This window comes from Peribacillus simplex NBRC 15720 = DSM 1321 (assembly GCF_002243645.1).
Taxonomy (GTDB): Bacteria; Bacillota; Bacilli; order Bacillales; family DSM-1321; genus Peribacillus; species Peribacillus simplex.
Window position 1 is genome coordinate 5,337,110 of sequence record NZ_CP017704.1, and the last position, 24,147, is coordinate 5,361,256.

Here is a 24,147-nt window from a genome sequence, read left to right on the forward strand (position 1 = left end):
ATAACAAAATGGGAAACCCATACACTTATGTATAGTTTCCTAAACTAAAAAATAGGTGAATCATTTTGTCTTTTCCAAACATACATAATATTACACCAACCATTTCGATTAAGACTGCTTAGAATGTACCGTTCTTTTGGCTTTCATTACTCTTGATGAATTAGACCTCGCTCCCAGCATCAATTCTGAGTGAGAAAAGCTTCATTTGTTTTAAGGACACACAAACTAATAACTTCATTGATTATGGTGGATCAATTGTTGTCCCTGCATTAACTTTTTAAGGCAACTACCTTAACCGTTCCTAGTTGTCCGAGTAGCACTGTGAAAATAACGAGTCAAAGACTGCCGACACCTCTGGTATGTTAGGTGCTACTCCTGCGTACACCATCAATGTGGACGATACAATAAATAACAAGAACATTGCTGTAATTATAATCGGAAACCGCAACATATTCATGTCGATAACAACACTAGGAAACGGTGAATACTATGTCAATTGAGATGACGATTTTTCCTACTACACAATATGAAATTCAAGTGTGTATCCATAACCAATAAATGTAAAAGGGTGGGAACCTTATGGGTAAAAATGATCAAACAGATAAATACAAGGAAGACAAAAAGAAGAAATATAATAAGGGTCAGAAAGATGATAAAAAGTATGCTGACTTTAACCATATATTAGAAAATATTCAAATCCAACTCCAACTCCAAGAACAACAACAGAAGGAACTTCAGGTTCAACATCAGAATCAGTTAATTAAACAACAAAATGAGACTTTAAATAAAATCTTACACGAAATAACGAAGGTTTCACAACCACTGGAAAATATTCAAGTCCAACTCCAACTCCAAGAACAACAACAGAAGGAACTTCAGGTTCAACTTCAGGATAAGTTATCTAAACTACAAGATGAGAATTCAAATAAAGTCTTACAGGAAATAACGAAGCGTTTACAACCACTAGAAAATATTCAAGTCCAACTCCAACTCCAAGAACAACAACAGAAGGAACTTCAGATTCAACTTCAGAATCAGTTAATTAAACAACAAGATCAAACTTCAAATAAAATCTTAGACGAAATAACGAAGATTTCACAACCACAACCCCTCCTATTAAAATCGCCTTTTAGCATAATCGATACACTTGATTTAGATGTAGAAAAAAAGGCGCAGATTGCAATGTTTATAGCAAATAGCAATAGTAGTAATAAAAATGAAGATGAAACTAAATAAAGAAGAAGAGGCTGAGAAAGCCCCTTCTTCTTTATTTGAAAACTAGTATATTCGCCACCAATACTACTGTAAAAAGGTGCAGTTTCTTTACTCGGTAATACCTATGTATCGTAGGGTGACAGAAGGACGGGAATGATGCAGGATCTGTTGCAGCATGATAATATCCTTCCTTCTTGGCTTTGTAAAATCAATAGCCAAATGTATTTTATAAGGTATGATTTCTGACACACTCCACGCCTGCAAACTCTGCGGCCTAAACTGCCTGTTGGCCTGAGTTAGGGGAATGCGGTGTACTGGACGGAAATAATTAGGGACTCTGGACGTTTTTGGCATAGCAATAACCTCCTGAAAGCATTTTGTGATATACATATCACGTTTTTTTTGTTTTGCCTTCCTTGACCAGGAAATCGTTTAGACTACTGAACAGCAAAAAAAGCTCATACAGTAGTTTATCCAAAACGTATATCTATACCAAAACCATGGTAACTCCATTGCATAAAAAGTGTAATGGAGTATTTAATTTGGCACTAACCGACAGGTTGCGACGCTCTGCCAAAGCCAGATTGGGATTGTTACATGTATGCCTTACTAGTCCCTGTTAAATATAAATGGACTAATTGGGCCACTAACTAGACCGGAAGTGGTCCTATTGCATATAAAGGATTAATGAATTACAAAAGGGAGGCAGCTTATGAAAATCCGAAAGGCCATTATTCCGGCCGCAGGCCTCGGGACCCGATTTTTGCCTGCAACTAAAGCTCAGGCTAAGGAAATGCTGCCGATTGTTGATAAACCAACGATTCAGTATATTGTTGAAGAAGCAGTAGCTTCGGGTATAGAGGAAATTATTATCATAATCGGTAGGGGAAAAAGATCAATAGAGGATCATTTTGATAAATCCTATGAGTTGGAAGATGCACTTTTAAGAAAAAATCAGCTCGATATTTTAGAGGAAGTTCAGAAAATATCTAGCTTGGCAAATATCTATTATGTCCGCCAAAAGGAACCGATGGGGCTAGGACATGCAATTCTCTGTGCTAAAAGCTTCATTGGAAATGAACCTTTTGCTGTTTTGTTAGGGGATGACATCGTTATGTCTAATACACCCTGTCTGAAACAAATAATCAGTGTTTTTGAGTATTGCAACAGTTCTGTCGTAGCTGTTCAGAATGTACCGGAAAAGGATGTCAGTAAATATGGAATTATTAAGCCAAAAGGGACAATGATTGAGCCTAACCTTTTTCATATCGAATCTTTGGTGGAAAAACCGAAAAGGGAAGAGGCTCCTTCAAGATATGCGATAATGGGGCGTTATGTTTTTAGACCTGAGATTTTTGAATCACTATCAAAGCTTCCGGTTGGACATGGTAATGAATTACAACTTACTGATGCCATAAATGAGCTAAATAAGCAGCAGGCCGTATTAGCATATAACTTTGAAGGAAACCGATATGATATTGGTGATAAAGTTGGATTTATTAAGGCAACAATAGACTTTGCTTTGCGCAGGGATGATATAAGAGACGAGGTACTTTCCTATTTAAGGGATGTAAATAAGAAAGAAAACCTTCAGATTATAAAGAGAGAGCTTGAATAATATGAAAATAGCTGTTTTGGGTACAGGTTATGTCGGGCTGTCCACTGGTGTTTGTTTGTCAGAAATAGGGCATAGTGTCATTTGTATCGATACTGATGAACAGAAAATTAAAAGTCTACGTCAAGGGATTTCTCCAATATATGAACCGGGTCTGGAGAATTTGCTTGCTCAAAATGCTGCAGCGGGTAGACTGCTTTTTACAACATCTCATCGAGAAGCACTAAATGGTGCCGAGATTATCATCATTGCCGTAGGAACACCGCAAATGGAGGATGGGGGAGCAGATTTATCGTATATTGTGCAAGCCGCGAAGGATATTGCTGCGAACTTAATACAGAGTTCAGTAGTCGTTATAAAAAGTACTGTGCCAGTTGGTACGAATGATTTTATTAAAAAAATTATGGAAGAACTTTGTAACGAAAGGGTCACCTTTAATATGGTTTCAAATCCTGAATTTTTAAGACAAGGGTCAGCCGTTATGGATACGATGCAAGCAGATCGAATCATCATCGGTTCTGAAAATGATGAGGCGGCTAAGAAAGTACAAGAAATGTATCGTCCGTTAAATGTACCATTTATACTAACAAGTATTAGAAGTGCGGAAATGATTAAGTATGCTTCTAATGCCTTTTTGGCGACTAAGATTAGCTTTATCAATGAAGTTGCCAATTTATGCGGAGTAGTAGGTGCAGATGTTAAAGATGTAGCAAAGGGAATGGGAAAAGATAAAAGGATTGGAGAAGCTTTTTTACAGCCCGGTATTGGTTATGGAGGATCTTGTTTTCCAAAGGATGTTAAAGCGTTGCTTCATACTGCCAAGTTAAATGGAGTACATTTTTCCATGTTAAAAGAAACAGTAGCGATTAATGATTTTCAGCAGGAACTCCTTGTAACGAAAGCAATAAATCGCTTTGGGGATTTAAAAGGGAAAAAGGTCGCAATGCTTGGTCTTGCTTTCAAACCAGAGACAGACGATATGAGGGAAGCGCCATCAATCAAAATTGCGCGTTCATTAAACAAACTTGGAGCAGAAGTGGTAGCTTATGATCCGGTTGCAATAGATAATGCGAAGAACATATTAGGGGATACAATTAGATTTGCAAGCTCAATCAGCGAAGCGACAGTGGATGCGGATGCTGTATTTATTGTTACCGAATGGAATGAATTTAGAAATTTAAATCTGGAGACATTGATGAACACAATGAGACAACCGATCGTTTTTGATGGTAGAAATTGTCTTGAAGAAGATCGAATCAGGGCGTGTAAGAAAATTGAATATTATCCAATAGGGAGACCAGCAATTGTTATTGGTATGACATAAAGCGAAAACATTTTCTAACACATCATTAACTCGAACATGATTTTTAAAGACATATATTAGGTTAACTTAACCATTCAAAGTGGGAGTTGTTATTCTATAGGCGGACAAATTGGCAATGCAGCACCTTTGATAGTTCTTGGGTGCTTTTTTATATTTCTTTGAATAGACTTCATCGACCATTAGAACCATAGATAAACGTCAACTATTAACATGTATTATTATTAAAATTGTTTGCAAATAATCTTGTGTCATAGCACCTTCTTCCATCCCCTTTATATTAGGCAAACGCATACTCACTGCCATTTAGCTTTACTGTATGTTATTAGTCCATGCGTACCTATGGGGTCCTGCATAATATACTTGAAAAGGTCCAGGAAGTTTGCTTACTTTGCTTGAAAGGAGAACATTTAATTGCAAACAGTTATGCATTTGAATTTAAGAGTTGACCCGACCCAATATATCTCACAGATTCGAGAAGTTCCTGATTATGATTATATTCATATGGTACGACAACCTAAGTATATGACTGATCTTACCCTTTTAAATGAGAAGGTTCATTATCTCAATGAAATTTTCTCACCAAAAGAATATGTGAAAAGAAATAATATCTCCCTATTACATGCTCACCATGGTCAATTAGGGATGTTATTACTTCCTTTTAAAGAGGAAACAAACCTTCCGTTGGTAACAAGTATTAGAGGCAGGGATGCAACCCTAGCTAAACAGCCCATTGGCTATCTAGAAAACATGAAAATGCTATTTGATCGAGGTGAGCGTTTTTTTCCAGTTTGTCATTATTTAGCTGATAGGTTAATTGATTGGGGTTGTCCTTCAGAAAAAATTAGAGTGTTATATGGGGGTGTTGACCTTAACGAATTCCAATACCGGACTCCACATAAAGGGGGCTCTCAAAACATTTTATCCATAGGTAGGTTGGTGGAAAAAAAAGGACATCACATCTTAATGCAAGCTTTTCAAAAAATCAGAGGTGAATTTCCAAATGCAACCCTGACGATCATCGGAAGAGGGGAGCTTGAAGAATATCTCATTTCTTTGGCAAATCAACTTAATTTAGGGGACTCTTTTCGTTTATTAAATCATCTCCCTAAAGCTCAAGTACGAGAACAAATGACCAATGCAGATATATTTTGTGCCGCGAGCTTAGAAGCTGCCGATGGAGATGTAGAAGGAATACCTAATACATTAAAAGAAGCTATGGCGATTGGGGTACCAGTGATTTCGACCAATCATGCCGGCATCCCTGAATTAATAACAAATAACAAAGAGGGGTTTTTAGTACAAGAAAACAATGTAGATGAATTGGCAGAGGCCCTTGAATTTATGCTAACTAACAGAGAGAGATGGGAAACATATACAGTGGCGGCTCGTCAAAAAATAGAACAAAACTTTAACCTCGTCAATCAGCTTCAACAACAAGCTGAATTTTATGATGAACTTGTAGCCCCTTATAAAGTAGGTAAACAAATTTCAGTAACACCTCGCCAAATAGATATAGAAACCCTTAAGGAGACTATACAGCCTCAACAGCAAGGTAAGTATGATGGCGAAACATTAGCGACTAGAAAAAAATCCGATTTAGCCAGAAAAGCCCTTTTTTATATGCAACAGCTTCAACAGCTTCAGCAGCTTCAAGAGCTTGAAGAGCTTGAAGAGTTTGAAGAGCTTGAAGAGCTTGAAGAGCTTCCACAGCTTCAGCAGCTCCAGCAGCTTCAAGAGCTTCCACAGCTTCAGCAACTCCAGCAGCTTCAAGAGCTTCCACAGCTTCAGCAGCTCCAGCAGCTTCAAGAGCTTCCACAGCTTCAGCAGCTCCAGCAGCTTCAAGAGCTTCCACAGCTTCAGAAGCTTCAGCAGCTCCAGCAGCTCCAACAGCTTCAGCAGCTCCAACAGCTTCAACAGCTTCAACAGCTCCAACAGCTCCAACAGCTCCAACAGCTCCAACAGCTTCAACAGCTCCAAGAGCTTCCACAGCTTCCACAGCTTCAGCAGCTCCAACAGCTTCAACAGCTCCAACAGCTCCAACAGCTTCAACAGCTTCAACAGCTTCAACAGCAGACTAAAGATAAGGTCAAAGAAGAACTTGTAGCATCTAATAAAAAAGACAAAAAAGCTAAAATTCAACAGAAGGCTAAAGGTAATGATGAAACAATGGCAACTCGTAAAAAAGAAAAAAAAAGTCAAAAAGCCGAAAAAGTAAAAAAAGCCCTTAATAAAATTCAACAGTTTCAACAATTTCAACAGACGGCCATAGATGAGCAGTTAGGAGGAGATCATGGAGAATTTTAAAACCATTACTGTAACCAAAGGTGAAAAATCTTTGGAAATTCACAATCCCACTACCTTTTCACTGATTGGAATGGGTGCTCAAGGTGCAGTATTTAAACTTTCAGAAGATAAATGTGTAAAAATCTATTCAGACCCAGTACAAGCAAAAATGGAGGAAGAAGCTCTTAAAGCAGGAAAAGATCTACCCTTTATGCCTTTGGTATATGAAACAGGACCAAACTATATCGTCATGGAATATTTTAATGCTCCAACCTTAAAAGAATACCTGAGAAATTGTACGTATATCCCTGAATCTATAGTTAAGAAACTTCTCTATATATTAAGGGAATTAAAACAAGCAAAATTCACCATGATAGATGCCCCCCTACGCCATATTTTTGTCGTTGGTAATGAGGAACTTAAGGTGATTGACCATGTAAATTCCTTTAAAAGAATGCATCCTGTACCATTAAAATTATTAAGGGATTTAAAAATAATCCTTTTAAAGGACTCGTTCTTAACCCAAGTGAAAAAGCTCGAACCGGACACCTTCAATGAGTGGGAGGATTATTTCAATCAAAATAGTTTGGACTATAGAAACATTCCCGTTCTCTCAGGAGGGTCAGGGAATGGAGTGAAAGTGGATAGCGCTATAACACAAACACTCATTGGAAAAGGGCATCAAGGTGCTGTTTATCGAGTGTCTGAAGACACATGCGTCAAACTTTACGGAAAAACTGAACATGCAAATCAGGAAAAAATGGTTCTTTTATCAAGTCAAGACTTGCCTTTTATCCCGAAAGTCTTTGAAACAGGACCAAATTATATTTTAATGGAATATCTATTAGGACCAGATTTAAATACGTTTCTAAAAAAACAATCTGCACTATCTGAGGACATAACAAAACGCTTACTCTATATATTAAAAACAATGGAAAAATCAGGTTTCAAACAAATTGATGCCCCATTACGGCATATTATTATAACCAGGAATGGTTTTAAATTAGTCGACCATGTGTACTCGTTTTCACGTGAACAAAAAAGACCTCTCGAGTTATTTAAAGACCTGCGAGAAAGAAATTTTTTAGATTCTTTTCTAGAACAAGTGAAGGCGTTAGATCCCGGTACGTATGCTGAATGGACTAAAACACCAATTCCATTAACTGAAAATGATAATACACTTGTATAGTCATAGTTATGTAACTGGAATCCTAACGAAAAAATTTAAAAAGGTATTACTCCTAATTGTTGAAGTTTTAGTTATCACAAAAAATGAGCATATCAAAACCTATGGTGATTTTGCATTCAACGGTTTCCAAGATCGTTTTTTCGCTTAAACTTCATTCGTAGGTGCTATTTCACAGCGGGTATAAGAGTGGAAAACTCATAAGGCTTAAAGCGAAAAAGGATATCATGTCATTATTGGTGGATTACGAATAAAACGTAAGTCTCTCCCCCATGAAGATTTTGAGTTTGCTTCCTCTTTATATCCGTCATAATGAACACTGTTCTGTTATTGATCGAAAGTATCAATATATATAAATACTAATGCTTACTCAGTGTTCCAGAAAGGTGTCAAAATCCTATTGTATAGAAAGGATTGAAATCAATAATATGAACATTATAGTAACAGGGGCTGCAGGTTTCATTGGTTTCCATTTAACAAAACGTTTGTTAGCCCAAGATATCAATGTTATAGGAGTAGACAATATTAATGATTATTATGATGTTTTTTTAAAGAACAATCGACTCAAGATATTAGAAGAAAACCCTGATTTCGAATTCCATAAAATGGATTTGTTGAATAAAGAAAAATTAAATCAATTATTTAAAGACAGAACCATTGATATAGTCATCAACTTAGCAGCTCAGGCTGGAGTGCGTTATAGCATAGACAACCCGGATTCTTATGTTAATTCCAACCTAGTTGGGTTTGTAAATATCTTAGAGGTCTGTCGACATAATAATGTAAAGCACTTAATTTATGCATCCTCAAGTTCTGTATATGGAGCAAATACTAATATCCCCTTCTCAACCAAAGACCCAGTGGATCATCCAGTAAGTTTATATGCTGCCACTAAAAAGTCTAATGAATTAATGGCTCATACTTATAGTCATTTATATAATATTCCAACCACAGGACTCCGTTTCTTTACGGTGTATGGTCCATGGGGGAGACCTGATATGGCTTATTACTCTTTTACTAAAAATATTATTGAAGAGAATACAATAAAGGTTTTTAATAATGGAGATATGAGAAGAGACTTTACTTATATTGATGATATTGTTGAAGGAATAATCCGATTACTTGATAAACCACCGGTTTGTAATATTGGATGGGATAGAGCTAATCCTGATTCAAGTTCAAGTTATGCCCCATACAAAATTTATAATATCGGTAACAATAAGCCCATAAAATTAATGGATTTCATTAACACATTAGAGAAACTAATTGGCAAAAAGGCAAAAATAGAATTCTTACCAATGCAACCGGGAGATGTTAAGGAGACATATGCAGATATTGCCGATTTGAATGCTGATGTGGGGTTCTATCCTTCAACAACAATAGAAGAAGGTTTAACTCATTTTGTGAATTGGTACAATAAGTACAATAAATAAGGAAAAAGAAGTAGTGAATTTTACTAAGTGGGATATTAGTCATATAACGCTGAAAACCATCGATCGAACCACCTTCAAATTTTGCTGTCATTGACATCATTTATTTTTTCTTATTTAGAAAAAATAAATCCCGGAGTTGGTGATGAAAGGTCAAATAACAGATGCCATTAATGAAATGCTGAAAATCAGAAAATGTCTATCGGAAAACGATTTATGGAGACAGAACCGATATTAGTAGATTTGAAGTGTACATGGCTGAACAGTTCCATATAATTAAAAATTTAATGAGTAAAAACCCAAAATCAAAAAAAAAGAGATGGTAAATGGGTTATATGCAAGTAAAGAAGATTAATTAAAAATTTGTTAGTTAATGAAAGGAGAAAGTAATTTGAACCCTGAAAATATGAAAATTCCATTGGAAGTTCTTAAGGAGTATAATTTGTCAGATTTTCTTATGACGTCCCTTACATGTAATTCTACAAAAGATCCTCTATTCAAATTAAATCCTCTGTTTGAAAACTACTTTAATGTTTGTTCTGAAAACCTACCATACAAAGACATTTATAAAGCTGATTCTATGTTCCCTCATGAATTTCACAAACAAGTGAAACAAATTGTAGAACAAGGAAAAATAAAAAAATTAGGCAATTATCAAGAACTATTAGTTTTAGCGGAACGCGAGAAGAGCAAATATGAATTTCTTGTTAAAGGGACTGAGGTGGGATGAGAACCATTGCTTATTTTGTAAGTGAAAACATTAAAACACACCAACGTTTTATATATAATCAAATCGTAAAAATAAGTAACTATCGCTCAATCGTAATCGGCCCATTCGACAATACCAACCATACAGAATTTCCCTTTGAAAACTACTATAATATAAACAAGATTAAAGATCTAGAAAATTTCTTCAAAGAACAAGATATCATAGCCATTCATGCTCATCACGGAAAACACGGACAAGAAATTTTACCTGTTTGTGAAAAATATAATATCCCTTTGATTGTTAGCATTAGAGGACGTGATGGTTCTGACAGACCAGAAATTTTCAAAAAAAATGCTGAGCGATATTCATCATTAATTAAACATGGTGCACACTTTTTTTCTGTTTGCCAATATCTTGCAGAAGGATTAAGAAATTTAGGAATTCCAGATGAAAAAATTAATGTGTTATATGGTGGTATCGAATTAGATCTTTTCGCCTATTCTACCCCAATTCTTCCTAAAGAAGGCGAAATAAGAGTTTTATCTGTAGGTAGACTTGTAGACAAAAAAGGATTTGTTACTCTTATAAAAGCATTTAATCGGATTTATACACAATATCCAAATGCTAGACTGCATATTATTGGAGCAGGTGAAGATGAGAAAAAAATTAAATCGGTCATTACAGAATTTCACCTTAAAGATGTTGTAATTCTTAGAGGAGCTATGGATTCAAAACAAGTTTCGAGCGAATTGAAAAAAGCTCATATCTTTTGTCTTGCAAGTCAGACTGCTAAAAATGGTGATATCGAAGGCATTCCTAATGCCTTAAAAGAAGCAATGGCTAGCGGTTTACCTGTCGTTTCCACTCAACATGCGGGAATCCCTGAATTAATTGAACACCAGAGAACAGGATACCTAGCTCCAGAAAAAAATGATATTGAGTTAGCGAAAGGCATACAATTCTTTTTAGAACATCCAGAGATTTGGATCGACTATACGGAAAGAGCACGGAAAGTCATTGAAGAAAAATTTGATGTCAATAAACAAATTATTGAGCAACAAAGTTTATATTCTCTCGTTAATACAATGAAAACGGAAACGGAAACGGAAACGAAAACGGAAACGAAAACGGAGGAAACGGAAACGGAAACGGAAACGGAAACGGAAACGGAGGAAACGAAAAAGAAAAAAAGAAATAGAAAAAATAAATCAAGTAAGGGAAATTAAAAAACAAAATTTATCATTACGAAAAAACAAGCTGGATACCCAATAGTTATCATTTAAGCAGAAAGGGGAGTGACATGGGCTATATTGAAGATTTACGCAAGCTTGTGGGAAAAAGGCCAGTCATTTTAACAGGGGAACTTATGGAGTTAGGAGAATAATTATCGAAGGGACCTTGAAACCTGATGTTAAAGAAGGAAGTGCCGTACAATTCTTTCCAATCAATCAGCTGCCAGAAGATATGGATCCCGATATAATTATTCAAGATTTCGCAATTGAATTTTTCGAAACCAGCCGTATTTTCGATCTTCTTCCAAAGAATAAATGACGCTCTTACCAAAGTAATGGTTGGGAATATGAATGAACCAACCTACTTTGGGAGGGAGGATATTAGGCGATTCTACAACTCCGTTGCATGATGGAGTACTACACAGGAAACTAAAAATGATTTCGTATTGGATACTTTAGGAACGATGGCTTTTAGATCGACCCCATACTCAATTGATTGCCTACAATGTTTACTAAGGGTAAAGAGCTAAGACGTGCCAAACGAAGCAAAACTAGAGGCTGAAAGGAGCTGTTTTTTCTTGGACTGGAAGTCTGTATATACTATTTGGACAAGTTACAGAAATTTAGATAATGAAATGCGTTTAATGCTTGAAGAAATGAAGGATGATGAGATAGTTTTGGAAGACGCCTTTTATAAAAATTTGGAATTCGGGACGGGTGGTATGCGAGGGGAAATTGGTCCAGGTACGAATAGGATGAACATTTATACCGTGCGAAAAGCGACTGTAGGACTTGCTGAGTATATTCAATCGTTTGGAAACGAGGCAAAATCCAGAGGAGTCGTAATTGCTTACGATTCAAGACATAAGTCTCCCGAATTTGCATTGGAAGCAGCCAAGGCTTTGGCAACAAAGGGAATTAAAGCTTATTTATTTGATGAATTACGGCCTACCCCACAGCTCTCTTTTTCCGTACGTAAGCTAAGTGCCTTTGCCGGTATCGTCATTACAGCAAGCCATAATCCGCCTGAATATAATGGGTATAAAGTGTACGGATCAGACGGGGCACAGCTACCTCCCGAAGCGGCGGATCAAGTCATTAATTACGTGAACGCGATTGAAAGTGAGCTTTCGATTGTAGTGGAGGAAGAAGAAATCCTAAAGGACAGAGGGCTCATTCAAATCATTGGGGAGGAGCTGGATACTGCTTATAATGAGCATTTGCTCACTATTCCGGAAGATCCAAAGTTAGCAGATGAAATCGATGTAAAGCTTGTGTTTACACCGCTCCATGGTACAGCTAATAAATCAGTAAAACGTGCTTTGCATGATCTAGGATATCGAAATGTCCATATTGTTAAAGAACAGGAAATGCCCGATGCTAACTTTCCTACTGTTAAAGTGCCTAATCCAGAGGAACATGCTGCTTTTGAATTGGCCATCGCGCTAGGAAACCGTGTCGATGCTGATTTATTGATTGCCACCGATCCGGATGCGGATAGGCTCGGAATTAGCGTGAAGAATAATGCTGGAGATTATGTCGTATTAACAGGCAACCAAACAGGAGCTCTCTTTTTAGATTATTTAATTTCACAAAAACAAAAGAAAGGGACCCTTCCTGAAAACGGAGTCGTATTAAAGACCATCGTAACTTCAGAAATAGGACGGGCGATTTCTGAGCAAAATGGTTTAAAAGCCGTAGATGTTTTAACTGGATTTAAATTCATTGCTGAAAAAATCAATGAATACCACACAAGTGGAGAACATTCTTTCCTGTTTGGCTATGAAGAAAGCTATGGATATCTAATCAAAGATTTTGCTCGTGATAAGGATGCCATACAGGCTACTATTCTGGCAGTGGAAGTCTGTGCCTATTACAAAAAGCAAGGTAAAACGATGTACGAAGGTTTACTGGATGTATTCGATAAATATGGATATTACTTGGAAGATTTACGATCGTTGACTTTAAAAGGAATGGAAGGTGCGAAGCAAATTCAAGCGATTCTCAATGAATTCCGGGAAAATCCACCAGATCAAATCTCTGGTCATCAAGTAGTGGTTCAAGAGGATTATCTAAGCAGTAAAAAATACATGTTTGGGACAAATAGGGAAGAAGACATCAAGCTCCCAAAGTCGAACGTATTAAAATACTTTCTTGAAGATGGGACATGGGTATGTTTACGACCTTCGGGAACAGAACCTAAAATTAAATTTTATTTCGGTGTTCAAGGAAGCTCGATGAAGGAAGCTAAAGGGAAATTATCCGCCGTTATGAAAGACTTTATGAGAAGAATCAATAATATGCTTTAAAGAATGACTCTCATTCTGAGGATCTTCGTAAAAAACTAGGGTCAGCATTCATTATGTAAAGAAATGCTGACCTTTTTTTGTCTGTCAATTCTAAATCTAGCATCCAGCCTTCCGGAGTCATAAATACCCTTCTTAGAAATCAAGATTTCAAGTAGGTCGTCTTTAGCCCTTAGTGGCTGAATAGAGTATATCCAAACATGGGTAGGGGATAGGGGGCTTATGCGGATATGTATGACTATTCGACACTAATTGGAATATAGAGCATATAATATACTATTCCAATCCACAAAATCCCCCTATGATAGTAGCCTTGCTGATACCGTATGAGGTTACGTAGTACAGTTGTACAGGCCCTAGGATGGACCTTATGAAAGGTGCTAAATAGGGAGGATTTTTTTAAGGATTCTCATCGGCGTTCATGTTGAGGCATTTCCCAATGAGACAAGCCTTGAAAAGTGACTTAAAAGATGAAATCTTAAAATGTAAAAACACGTACATTTAACATCATACATAATCGAACATTCAAACAAAAAAACAGCCTATGTTAACTATGGCATAGTAATGTTATAAAGATATATTTTATATAGCGTGGAACCTCGAATTGGTTCCTTACGGTGTCTCTAACACTTTCCAGGGGACTTGCCGAAATTATTTAAAGAGCTGGAGTATCCGTTACTCAACCCTTCGAGGTGCTATTCGGAAAGCAGGTTTTGCTTAATTCATTACAGAAGAAGAGGGGGAAACAACTAAAAGTAGTACTTTATTCCTTTATAACCATTTCTCAAACCTCATAGGCCCATTAAATGGATAACGTTAGCGTCCTATATGGTTGGAATAATTACCTCGGCTGGAAATTAAGTGAACCCTGCATCAGTGGAAAAGAGGACTTTGTTTATATGCGTAATAGGAATGCGGTATAACAAGGTGCTGTGGTCACATGAGGCATGTCCTTTAATGAAACGCCATTAATCTCATATACGAAATTGCCTAATTTGATTTTTGTACCTTTAAGTACATTTTTAATTTGATTATGCTCTCTAGCTCGTACTTCAATAATACTTCTGCAATATGGAACAGGCTCACGCAATTCTCGCTGATTTCAATCAGCGAGAAAGCTTTGCTTCAACACCGATGGCAACTAATACTTCCAGAGGCAATATGTTTTGCGTTAATAACCAAAAATTCCATTTCTTCATTTAGTTCATGAAAGGCTCCAAAAAACACCTGTGCTTTTATATACAGTTGCTGTGATTATTGAAAACAGAGTATTAAATTTAAAAGCCATGGAATAAAGTATTAGAAGCTAAATGGAGCTTGCTTAGTTATTTTTTTCATCTGTATTCGTTTCACCACCAACTTTCTTCCTTTTTATTCTTTATAAGCAGGGAAAGAAAGTTGATGTCTTTTAAAAAGAAGTTCATGAGATTGAAATTTTCTTTTTTTCGAAAAAACGTCTATTCCCTGCGAAGGTGAGTGAACATGAAAGAATGAAAACAAAAGTGATAAAAATAATCAGTGGAAACAAGGTAACTAGATTAACTGTTCAACTTGCAGATACTCAAAGAAAAAGAGAAAAGGGCTTGATGTTTGTTGGGAAATTACCCGAAAATGAGGGGATGTTATTTGTGTTTTTAGAAGAAATATATGGTTGATTTTGGATGAAAAACACATTTATTCCTTTATCTATCGCTTTTCTTGATTCATATGGGGTAATTCTAAAAATACTTGATATGGAGCCTTGTATAGAGGATTATTCCCTACGTATGATCCAGGAATTTTTTATTATTATGCAATTGAAGTGAATCTTGGATGGTTTGAAAAGAATCAAATCAAAGAAGGGGACTATATAAAGTTTAATTGAATTCATATCCGCATCTCTAGTTCTTGGAGGTGAATTTTTAAAAAGGGTATGTATGTTAATGATGCTAGGAAGATTGTGAAGAGTTTTACTTAAACTGAAAAAGATGTTTTACTTCATTACCGGGAGCTGTTCAGCAGCTCTTTTTTTATGCAACTAGAGAGGCAGGTTTATTGAAGGGTGATCGATTCATATTAGATCACAAGGAGGGTAAAATAACCAAAATAATTGTAAGAGGTGTTTATATAAAGCAATTTGTTTTGTGGATATTTGTTATATTAACTTTTATTTCTCCGTTCCTAACAAAGGCTATACCTATGCCTTTTAGTGGTGGAACCGTACCATAATTCATGAGGTTTTTAAATTATGCCAAGCCATATGCATTTCCTCAGTTCTGATTTCAAAAGAAGTTTTGACAGGATGATTATTAAATTTAATCGGAGTAGTGGAGAAATTTCTCCAAAAAATCTATTGCGATATATGAAAATATCATCTAAATGAGGTACTGCAATTTTAATATTTCAATATAAAGAAGTAGAAGAATTCAAAAAGGCCTTCTTAAAAATAAAAGAAAACCGTACTCAAACGCCCGGTTTTCTTTTTGATTATTGATGTTTATATACTAATTGCCTCAATAAAATTTCCAATGGACCATTCAGATTATTTTTTTCTAATAAAGTGGCCAAAACGACAGAAAGGGACCAAATTCCTACAGCCATCATAGCAGCTATACCGTTACTCACACGCCCACCTAAATCAAGTGCTACTGGTGATAGAAATAACACAAGCATTGCCTCATTCCAAACATAGAAAGTTAATGAACGTTTCCCTAAAGCCATTAAAGAATGGCTCATGTACCCAGGATTTTTTAACCTTGCCCCAATCCATCCAAAAATCGCCGCATAGGCTAGTCCTCCTGGGATCCCTGTTAACATGTGCAGTCCGGATATTAAACCTGCAATAAAGAACCCAGGGTGCCACACGCTCCCTATAAAGGATAGAGGTAACGCTCCTAGGAATGAGACAGTCAACCCAATAATAGTTATGAAATAAAGTGTTCTTACATGCTGTTCAGGTTTTGTTAATACCTGATATCTAGCAATCCACATTCCAGCCAAAACGGAAGGAAGAATCGGGAACATTAAATGAATCATGATAGGAATGATAGGGAAAGAAAGCATGGATATCATGGTTATGCTTAGGTATGTGTCTGTGGCTGAAACCTCTGGAGCAAAACCATAACTTCCGATTTCTTGCATGTTGAAGCCCCATATTATAGGGGTAAAAAGACAATATAATAATGTAATAATAGTTAACGTTCGTATTAGTGCTTTGATCTCACGTGTTAATAGCCAACTAACGAGCAGCCCTGCTAAACCGTATGCCATTAAAATGTCTTGACCACCGATGAACACCGCTAACATGATCCCAAATAAAATCAAATACCAGGAACGCCGTTGTATCGTTTTTAAGGCAACTTTTTTCCTTTTACCTTTAGAGATTTGACTTTCGAATGAGAGTACTAAACCATACCCAAATATTACGGCAAACATCGCTCTTGCCCGGTTATCAATAAAGAACATGCCAAAAAGATTCACGACTTGATCAAAAAAATTTATACTTTCCGCCCTTTGCATGATCCCAGGTTCAGAGTTGTACAAATATAGCGGGGCATGTGCGAGGGCAATGAGCAGTAACATGGCACCTCTTGCTAAATCTAATGAAACGGCACGTTTTTTTCCATTTGTTATGCTATATTGTTTAACGGAATGGACATACTGATCTTCTCCTTGGACTTTGAGAAATACTCCTGGTTTTTTCAAATCTTTACATAATGCTTGTTTTTTTAATATCTTTATCCCGAATGTCATTCGTCTTGGATAGAATATCGAATTTAGACATGAACTGCGTCGTCCATCCTCTAATTTACCTAGGCTATATTCCTGTTTATTAGGATCTTTTTCAACCCATGGGAAGCCATGCAGCAAGAAAGCATCTTTCATTGGCGTTCGTAGCTTTTCTTTTATGCTGCCTTTTTTTGTTTCTGGTCTAAGCGATGACTCAGAAAAGTTAAAGAACTTGCCAAGATAGCAATCAGCCCGCCTACCAATGTCACACTCATCAAATTTCCCTGATGGTAAACAATTCCGCCTAATGCGGAACCAAAGGCGATACCGACATTGCTTGCCACTGGCATCAGTGAAGCAGCCAGTCCTGTAGCTTTTGGTTGATAAATACCGGCAAGGTCTATCAAATATAGCTGGGTAGATGTTGTTAAAAGGATGGCCATTAATGACATCAAGCTAATGTTAACCAACCCAAAGATAAAATTATCTGTCGTCCAATATAAACTGATCAGAACAACTGCTTGCACGAGAAAAACAAACCGGAGGCGTCCGATGGCATTGTAGCTGGCAATCTTACCAGCGAGTATGTTGCTGAAAATGGAAATAAATCCGTAGCCAAACAAGATCCAACTGATTGAACCGCTTGGTGCTTCCATTCCTTTCAGGATCGGTACAAGATACGTATAAACGGCATACGTCGCTCCAAATCCAAGCGATGGAATGAAAAAAGCCATTAAGATTCGTGGGTGTGTTAACAAAGAAAATTGATCACGCATTGAACTGCGGAATGGACTGTGCATAGTAGGCAAAATGAAGAAAGATGCCAAAAACGCAATTCCACCGAGAAAAGTCGTTAACAGGAAGGTTGCATTCCAGTCGTACCTTTCAGCGATGACAGTGCCTATTGGCACTCCGATCACGTTTGCAAGTGTAAAACCACCGAAAACGAATGATATAGCAAGTCCACGTTTTGCGATTGGCATGTTTTCACTGGCAACAATCATGGCAAGAGAAATTAAAACTCCTGTTACAATCGCAGTCATCATCCGAAGTGCAAGGAGCATGACATAGGTCGTCGAAATCACGCACAAAGCATTCAGGATGATGAACGAACCTATCAAAAACAACATCCATTTCCGTTTTGGAAAATGGCTTGTTGCCGACATCACGAGTGGTGTGGCAATGGCAAACGTAATGGCAAACGCAGAAACGAGTGTGCCTGCTTTTGCATTTGTAATATGGAGACTCGAGGAAATATCGGTTAAGATCCCGACGATAACAAATTCGCTTGTCCCGAGAACAAATGTTAATAAAGTAAGTGTTAAGATGAGCAGCCAATGCCGCTTGGTTAATTCTGTGGTGTGCATAAATACCTCTTTCCTAGATGAATGTAAAAGTGTCACAGGGTGGAAAAACAATCTAACTATCATACCATAAAACATTTTTATGAGGAAAACCCTTGCATAGTTATCGTTGATTATTTCCTGCTAAAAAAACTTGTACCTGAATCATTCACTAATTTTACCGTAACCTGTTATGTTAGAAAACAAAAAAAGAATTCGAAACGGATTAATAAGGAAAAGCATAAGGGTAACAAGATAATAAAAATTTACTCTATATCAGGGAGAAGACATAAATCAAACAAGAAGGATGGGATCCTGATGGTTGATGAAAAAAACGGGAACAATAGAAAAAGAAACTTATCGATAATCTGAAGAGGGAAGCTGTCAAAAATATCATAGCAATAACGGGAGACCTAGCAAAATTAGATGCTAAAGTCAATAATACTTACACTGTATACATCAAGGATGGAAGGATGATAAAGAAGCAAACAAATGGGAAGTGTGTTGTCATTAATGGGAAAATACAAGGATGAAAATTAGTGAAGGAATAAAGAATGCACTTTTTAGAATGCTAAGGAATATAGCGGCTGGACAGTTTCCTGCTTTTAAACCTGGTAAGGAATAAAGGCGATAAAATAGTTGTATAGCGTAAAAAAATACTCTGGGATGAGTTATTCTCCAGAGTATTTTTTTGTACTTGGCAGCGGTAGCTAGGCACCTATTTTTCCGAGGCAACAAAACAAAAATATGAAAATTTAGCTAAAACAGATTGACAATGATAATCATTATCACATAAAATACTAATTGAAAATGATTATCAATTTCGATTATTTCTCTGCATGTTAATAAAATGAATTCCGAATAGACGGTACCTCTGTCAAAAACGAACTGATTGACAAAGTGCCAAGATTGAAGAAGAATTCAAAAAACTGAATGTGAGTGAAGGAGGAGCACCTATGGATAAAAATTTTATAATATTAGAACTATTTCAGCATGAAGTAAGCTGCTGCTGTCCGGGTCAAACGCACCACCATATAATTGAGTTTCTCCAAGGAGATGTTTGGACAATTACAAACGAACGGAAGTACATTGATTGCCTAGGATGGCACACATTAATCGTTGTCAACAACGAGTTTCAGTTTTTTTTGCACGTGGAAGATATCGAGGAACTGTATTCCAAGGGCAGCATTTGCTCCATTTTGGATTTGAACCTAAAAATTAATCATTTGAGTTTTAAAGTAAACGAAGCACTCGATGCACATGATAGGGAGTCATTTCTTTCATTTTCCGATGAACTGAGCAACGTACAAAAAATTAAGAATAAAATGAACTCTGGAGATGTACATGCTTTTTAAGAAAACCAATTTCATGTACATATAACATAAAAACAATAAATCGTTCGAGATGTTGGAAGGGGAACTTATCATGTCTAAAATCATTATAATTTTTGCCAGTATGAGTGGAAATACAGAAGAAATGGCGAATACCATTGCAGAAGGACTCACAGAAATCAGTGATGTGAGTATCGAAAAGATAGATATAATGGATGGTCCTGAAGCTTCCATACTTGAAGATTACGATGGGATCATATTAGGGGCATATACGTGGGGAGACGGAGAGTTACCCGATGATTTTTTAGATTTTTATGAGGAAATGGAACATATTGATCTAACAGGAAAGAAAGCTGCGGTGTTTGGTTCCTGCGATTCATCTTACCCACAATATGGTGCAGCCGTAGATATTTTGACAGAAAAATTAAGGGAACAGGGTGCTGTTATCGTCCTGGAAGGGTTAAAAGTAGAATTAACCCCAGATGATGAGGATGTTAAAAACTGCCAAAATTTCGGGAGGGAATTTATAAAGAATAGTTTTGTCACTTCAATATAGAATATAAATTTTATGAGGAGAGAGGTGAAGGGAATGATCGGCAGGGAACATCGGATTTCCATCGCTACTTTAACTGATTATCATTTACAAGATTTTATAAGATGTCCTTATCAATTTTACTATTTTCATATAGAAGGAAAAATCACCACTCAATCGGATTGGAGGAAGATGGTTCAATTTGTGGTTAATCAAGTTGTAAGTCGATATTATAAACTTCCTCCAATAAGTCAGACGACTAAGAAGGTTTTGGAGTTCATAGATGATCATTGGAGTGCCATTGATGTACGTCATTTCGAGTCAAAGATTCATTATTATAAGGCTCTTGCTAATATTACAGACCATTTACTCCAATTTTTAACTACTAAAAAAATTGAATATCCACCTTTGCTTTTATATGAAAAATTTAACATGCATATTGATGAGTTAGGGACCGAACTTTCCTTAACTTTTGAAGTGGCAGAATGGTCAGGCAACTCACTCATCATAAAGAAGTATTTAGTTGATACGCATGAAGAAATGAATCTTTTATTTAATAATATGATTTCGGTATTTTGTGAAAAGGCATTTGGTCAATTACCGGAAAGAATAGAGATATACTCGCTTATGGAAGGTAAAATAGAAACTTTTATACCAACCAAGAAGGATGTTTCTGGTGGGTTGGAATACCTCAACATGATCAAGAATCTTTTACAAGAACCCAAAAAGTATTTGAAAACGGATCCCTTAACAGTTTGCAAAAGCTGTTCTTACCAAAAAAGATGTGATGAAGGAATTAATATAAACCAAGAAAGATTTAATAGTCAATAATCGTGTTTAAAAAACCTGGAATCATTGCCTGTATTATTAGGAATTACCGTTTATTAAAGAGAAAAGAAACGTTCTTGGATTTTGCCTAATTAACTGAATCAGAGAAAAATCCTTCCAAAAAGGTTTTGGAGGGTTATTGGGCATGGCCTAAAATAGTAGACCATAAGGGAAATGAACCTTTTAAAGAAAGATATTGACATGCTATTAGCTGGTATATTTCTCTAACGGAGGCTGTTAAATAACCATTGTATTAAGCAAAAAAACAATGAGATTTGAGTGTGAAAAGAAGTCTTGTCTAATTATTACAATTTATATTCCAAGAATAACCTCGATAGAATATAAGTTGAAAACCAAATTCAAGGCAGTTAAGTAATAATCAAATCATTTAAAATGGTAAAAAATAGATTTATAAAAGGGAATTCAATACTTTTGTTGAACATGAATATTGTGGAACATTTTACCTGTTTAACATTGTAATCGTTTACATCAAGACATCTAACATATTTAACTTGATCATGGTAGTGATTATAAGTACAAAATCATTAGAGAATGGAGGTTAACCCATGGTTAGCACGATGGCAATCAATAAGGATGATTCCCGTTCTTTCCTAACGGAAGAACACTTATTATTTAAACAATCAATTCGTGAATTTCTCGCCAAGGAGGCTGTCCCTTTTTATGATCAATGGGAAAAAGAGGGGGGGATACCTTGCTCGTTTTGGGAAAAGATTGGAGATCATGGATTTTTATGTCCTTGGCTTGATGTGGAATTCGGTGGGATAGGAGCAGATTTTGGATATTCAGTTGTGCTGGCAGAAGAATTGGAAATAGTTGGATCAATGTTAGGAGGAATATCAATTCATTCTGATGTTGTAGCCCCTTATATTGCCTCATTCGGAACAATCGATCAAAAACAAAGATATTTACCAAAGTTCATTACAGGAGAAATGATTTCTGCCTTTGCATTGACAGAGCCCGGAATGGGTTCGGAATTAGCGGATATACAAACCACAGCCATCAAGAAAGATGGGCATTATATTGTGAATGGAGCCAAAACGTTTGTCACAAATGGCTTTAAAGCTGACTTCATGATAGTAGCATGCAAAACTGATCTTAATGCTGTTCCTTCCCAGGACGGAATCAGTTTGCTGCTCATTGATAAAGATACCCCAGGGTTTTCACGAGGAAGAAAGCTTGGTAAAGCAGGACTTGGAAGCTCAGACACAGCCGAACTATTTTTCGATGATGCTTCAGTTCCTGTTGGCAACCTCCTTGGGGAGGAAGGGAAGGGTCTTTCATATATCCCGCAAAAACTGCAGCAGGAAAGACTAATGTGTGCGATTAGGTCTTTAATGGCAACGAAAGATATGCTTCACTTAACGATGAATTTTATAAAAGAACGAAAAGCATTTGATAAGAAAATAAGTAAATTAAAAAATGCACAGTTTACCATTGCTGAAATAGCGACAGATATTCATCTGGGAAGAACGTTTGTTGATGGTTTAATCTGTAAACATATGAATGGGGAGAATATCTTAACTGAAGTATCTATGGCTAAATATTGGATAACGGAGATGTCTAAGCGAATATCTGATAAGTGCATGCAATTACATGATGGTTATGGAAATATGGGTGACGATAAAATTGCACGGCGTCACCGGAACATTCCTTTGACAACATTCTTTACAGGGACAGATGAAACCGTAAAACACCTGATTGCTAAAAATATCGGGTTTTAATTCACCTTATAAATCTATCAACTACCTCAATTAAAATGAGGTGGTTTTTTTATACCATTTTTTCAATATAATTACAAAGAACTAGTTTTTTAAATAAAAAGGTTTATACAGTTCACCTTATGGGTATAAGAGACTGTGCATATAAAAAATTAATATATTTGTAAAATTTGTAATTGTATGCGAATGATGGAGGTGCTTGTTATGTTAAAAATCGAAAATGTATCGAAAATCTATAAGGGAGGAAAGAAAGCTGTAAAGAATATATCATTGGATATTAAAAAAGGAGAGTTCATTTGCTTCATTGGTCCGAGTGGATGTGGTAAGACAACGACAATGAAAATGATTAACCGGCTTATCGAACCATCTGAAGGCAAGATACTTATTGATGGTGAAAATATTATGGATAAAGATCCAGTCGAGCTAAGAAGACAGATCGGGTACGTTATCCAGCAAATCGGACTTTTCCCTCACATGACGATTCTTGAGAATATCACCCTCGTTCCAAAACTTCTTAAATGGAATGAACAGAAGAAAAAGGAACGCGCACTGGAATTGCTTCAGCTTGTCGATATGGGACCCGAATACTTGGAAAGGTATCCCTACGAATTGAGCGGCGGGCAACAACAAAGGATAGGCGTTCTCAGAGCACTTGCTTCCAATCCTCCACTCATTTTAATGGATGAACCTTTTGGCGCACTAGATCCAATCACCCGCGATGCCCTTCAGGAGGAATTTAAAAATCTGCAGCGCACACTTGATAAAACAATCGTTTTTGTTACCCATGATATGGATGAAGCCATTAAGCTAGCCGACAGGATCGTCATCTTAAAGGCTGGTGAAATCGTCCAAGTGGGAACACCGGATGAAATCCTCAGAAACCCAGCCAATGAGTTTGTGGAAGAATTCATCGGTAAAGATCGTTTGCTTCAAACAAGACCCAATGTTGAGTTGGTTGAACAAATCATGAGTCGAAATCCAATATCCATTACAGAGGAAAAATCCCTTACCGATGCTATTACGATCATGCGCAAGAAAAGGGTCGATTCTTTACTTGTGGTGGATGAGCAAAATGTTTTGAAAGGGTTCGTAGATGTTGAAACGATCAGTGAATATCGAAAAAAAGCTAAATTTATCAGTGAAGTCATCATTACTGAAGTCTATTCTGTGAAACAGGACACTTTAATCCGCGATTCTGTTCAAAAGATTCTAAAACGAGGTTTCAAATACGTGCCAGTAGTTGACCAGAATAAACATTTGGTAGGAATTGTAACTAGGGCTACATTGGTCGACATCGTATATGACAGCATATGGGGAGAGGAAGAAAATCAAGTGGCAGAAATGGCAGAAATGATTTAGGAGGTGT

General features: G+C 36.6%; 17 protein-coding genes and 1 pseudogene. 16 read left to right on the forward strand and 2 right to left on the reverse strand.

Features of this window, described 5'->3' with window-relative positions; genetic code table 11:
• Positions 1–579: 579 nt before the first annotated feature.
• The 11 genes and pseudogenes from BS1321_RS25775 (at position 580) to BS1321_RS25835 (ending at position 15,105) form a co-directional block, all read left to right on the forward strand.
• A complete protein-coding gene (locus tag BS1321_RS25775) occupies positions 580–1,236 on the forward strand; it encodes a hypothetical protein (RefSeq protein WP_094246668.1) in 657 nt (218 codons plus the stop codon).
• A 691-nt stretch (positions 1,237–1,927) separates the two neighbouring features.
• A complete protein-coding gene (galU, locus tag BS1321_RS25785; protein ID WP_063233701.1) occupies positions 1,928–2,833 on the forward strand; it encodes a UTP--glucose-1-phosphate uridylyltransferase GalU in 906 nt (301 codons plus the stop codon).
• 1 nt (position 2,834) lies between these two features.
• The gene (locus BS1321_RS25790) at positions 2,835–4,154 is read left to right on the forward strand and encodes a UDP-glucose dehydrogenase family protein (protein ID WP_063233703.1); all 1,320 of its coding nucleotides are present in this window, start codon (positions 2,835–2,837) and stop codon (positions 4,152–4,154) included.
• A gap of 411 nt (positions 4,155–4,565) precedes the next feature.
• Positions 4,566–6,458, forward strand: coding sequence for a glycosyltransferase (locus BS1321_RS28340; RefSeq protein WP_232522736.1), 1,893 nt, complete (start codon positions 4,566–4,568; stop codon positions 6,456–6,458).
• Positions 6,445–7,626, forward strand: a complete 1,182-nt coding sequence (locus BS1321_RS25805; RefSeq protein ID WP_063233704.1) for a hypothetical protein — start codon at positions 6,445–6,447, stop codon at positions 7,624–7,626. The genes BS1321_RS28340 and BS1321_RS25805 overlap by 14 nt, the downstream gene beginning before the upstream one ends.
• Before the next feature lie 425 nt (positions 7,627–8,051).
• The gene (locus BS1321_RS25810) at positions 8,052–9,056 is read left to right on the forward strand and encodes an NAD-dependent epimerase (protein ID WP_063233705.1); all 1,005 of its coding nucleotides are present in this window, start codon (positions 8,052–8,054) and stop codon (positions 9,054–9,056) included.
• Positions 9,057–9,444: 388 nt separating this feature from the next.
• Positions 9,445–9,783 carry a hypothetical protein gene (locus BS1321_RS25815; RefSeq protein ID WP_063233706.1) on the forward strand — a complete coding sequence of 113 codons (339 nt, stop codon included), beginning with the start codon at positions 9,445–9,447 and terminating at the stop codon, positions 9,781–9,783.
• A complete protein-coding gene (locus BS1321_RS25820) occupies positions 9,780–10,988 on the forward strand; it encodes a glycosyltransferase (RefSeq protein WP_069981715.1) in 1,209 nt (402 codons plus the stop codon). The genes BS1321_RS25815 and BS1321_RS25820 overlap by 4 nt, the downstream gene beginning before the upstream one ends.
• A 172-nt stretch (positions 10,989–11,160) precedes the next feature.
• The gene (locus tag BS1321_RS27720; protein WP_155726474.1) at positions 11,161–11,313 is read left to right on the forward strand and encodes a hypothetical protein; all 153 of its coding nucleotides are present in this window, start codon (positions 11,161–11,163) and stop codon (positions 11,311–11,313) included.
• A gap of 259 nt (positions 11,314–11,572) precedes the next feature.
• Positions 11,573–13,303 (forward strand): phospho-sugar mutase, encoded by a 1,731-nt coding sequence (locus tag BS1321_RS25825; RefSeq protein WP_375781405.1) that lies wholly within the window; start codon positions 11,573–11,575, stop codon positions 13,301–13,303.
• A 1,487-nt stretch (positions 13,304–14,790) separates the two neighbouring features.
• Positions 14,791–15,105 (forward strand): annotated as a pseudogene (locus tag BS1321_RS25835) (DUF192 domain-containing protein).
• 661 nt (positions 15,106–15,766) lie between these two features.
• On the opposite strand, the gene BS1321_RS25840 reads toward BS1321_RS25835, so the two are convergent.
• Together BS1321_RS25840 and BS1321_RS25845 are read right to left on the reverse strand one after the other, a co-directional pair.
• Entirely contained in the window at positions 15,767–17,164 is a 1,398-nt protein-coding gene (locus tag BS1321_RS25840; protein WP_326151872.1) for a DUF418 domain-containing protein, read from the reverse strand.
• Between the two features lie 20 nt (positions 17,165–17,184).
• Positions 17,185–18,375 (reverse strand): MFS transporter, encoded by a 1,191-nt coding sequence (locus BS1321_RS25845; RefSeq protein ID WP_063233707.1) that lies wholly within the window; start codon positions 18,373–18,375, stop codon positions 17,185–17,187.
• A 932-nt stretch (positions 18,376–19,307) separates the two neighbouring features.
• Here BS1321_RS25845 and BS1321_RS25855 point away from each other — a divergent pair.
• The 5 genes from BS1321_RS25855 to BS1321_RS25875 all read left to right on the forward strand — a co-directional run bounded on the left by BS1321_RS25855 (position 19,308) and on the right by BS1321_RS25875 (position 24,140).
• Positions 19,308–19,706, forward strand: a complete 399-nt coding sequence (locus BS1321_RS25855) for a hypothetical protein (protein ID WP_063233709.1) — start codon at positions 19,308–19,310, stop codon at positions 19,704–19,706.
• A 70-nt stretch (positions 19,707–19,776) separates the two neighbouring features.
• Positions 19,777–20,238 carry a flavodoxin gene (locus tag BS1321_RS25860; protein WP_063233710.1) on the forward strand — a complete coding sequence of 154 codons (462 nt, stop codon included), beginning with the start codon at positions 19,777–19,779 and terminating at the stop codon, positions 20,236–20,238.
• A gap of 24 nt (positions 20,239–20,262) precedes the next feature.
• Positions 20,263–21,045, forward strand: a complete 783-nt coding sequence (locus BS1321_RS25865; protein WP_155726475.1) for a hypothetical protein — start codon at positions 20,263–20,265, stop codon at positions 21,043–21,045.
• A gap of 563 nt (positions 21,046–21,608) precedes the next feature.
• Positions 21,609–22,784 carry an acyl-CoA dehydrogenase family protein gene (locus tag BS1321_RS25870; protein ID WP_063233712.1) on the forward strand — a complete coding sequence of 392 codons (1,176 nt, stop codon included), beginning with the start codon at positions 21,609–21,611 and terminating at the stop codon, positions 22,782–22,784.
• Positions 22,785–22,985: 201 nt separating this feature from the next.
• Positions 22,986–24,140: a betaine/proline/choline family ABC transporter ATP-binding protein gene (locus tag BS1321_RS25875; protein ID WP_063233713.1), complete on the forward strand. Its 1,155-nt coding sequence runs from the start codon at positions 22,986–22,988 to the stop codon at positions 24,138–24,140.
• The last annotated feature ends 7 nt before the right edge of the window (positions 24,141–24,147 follow it).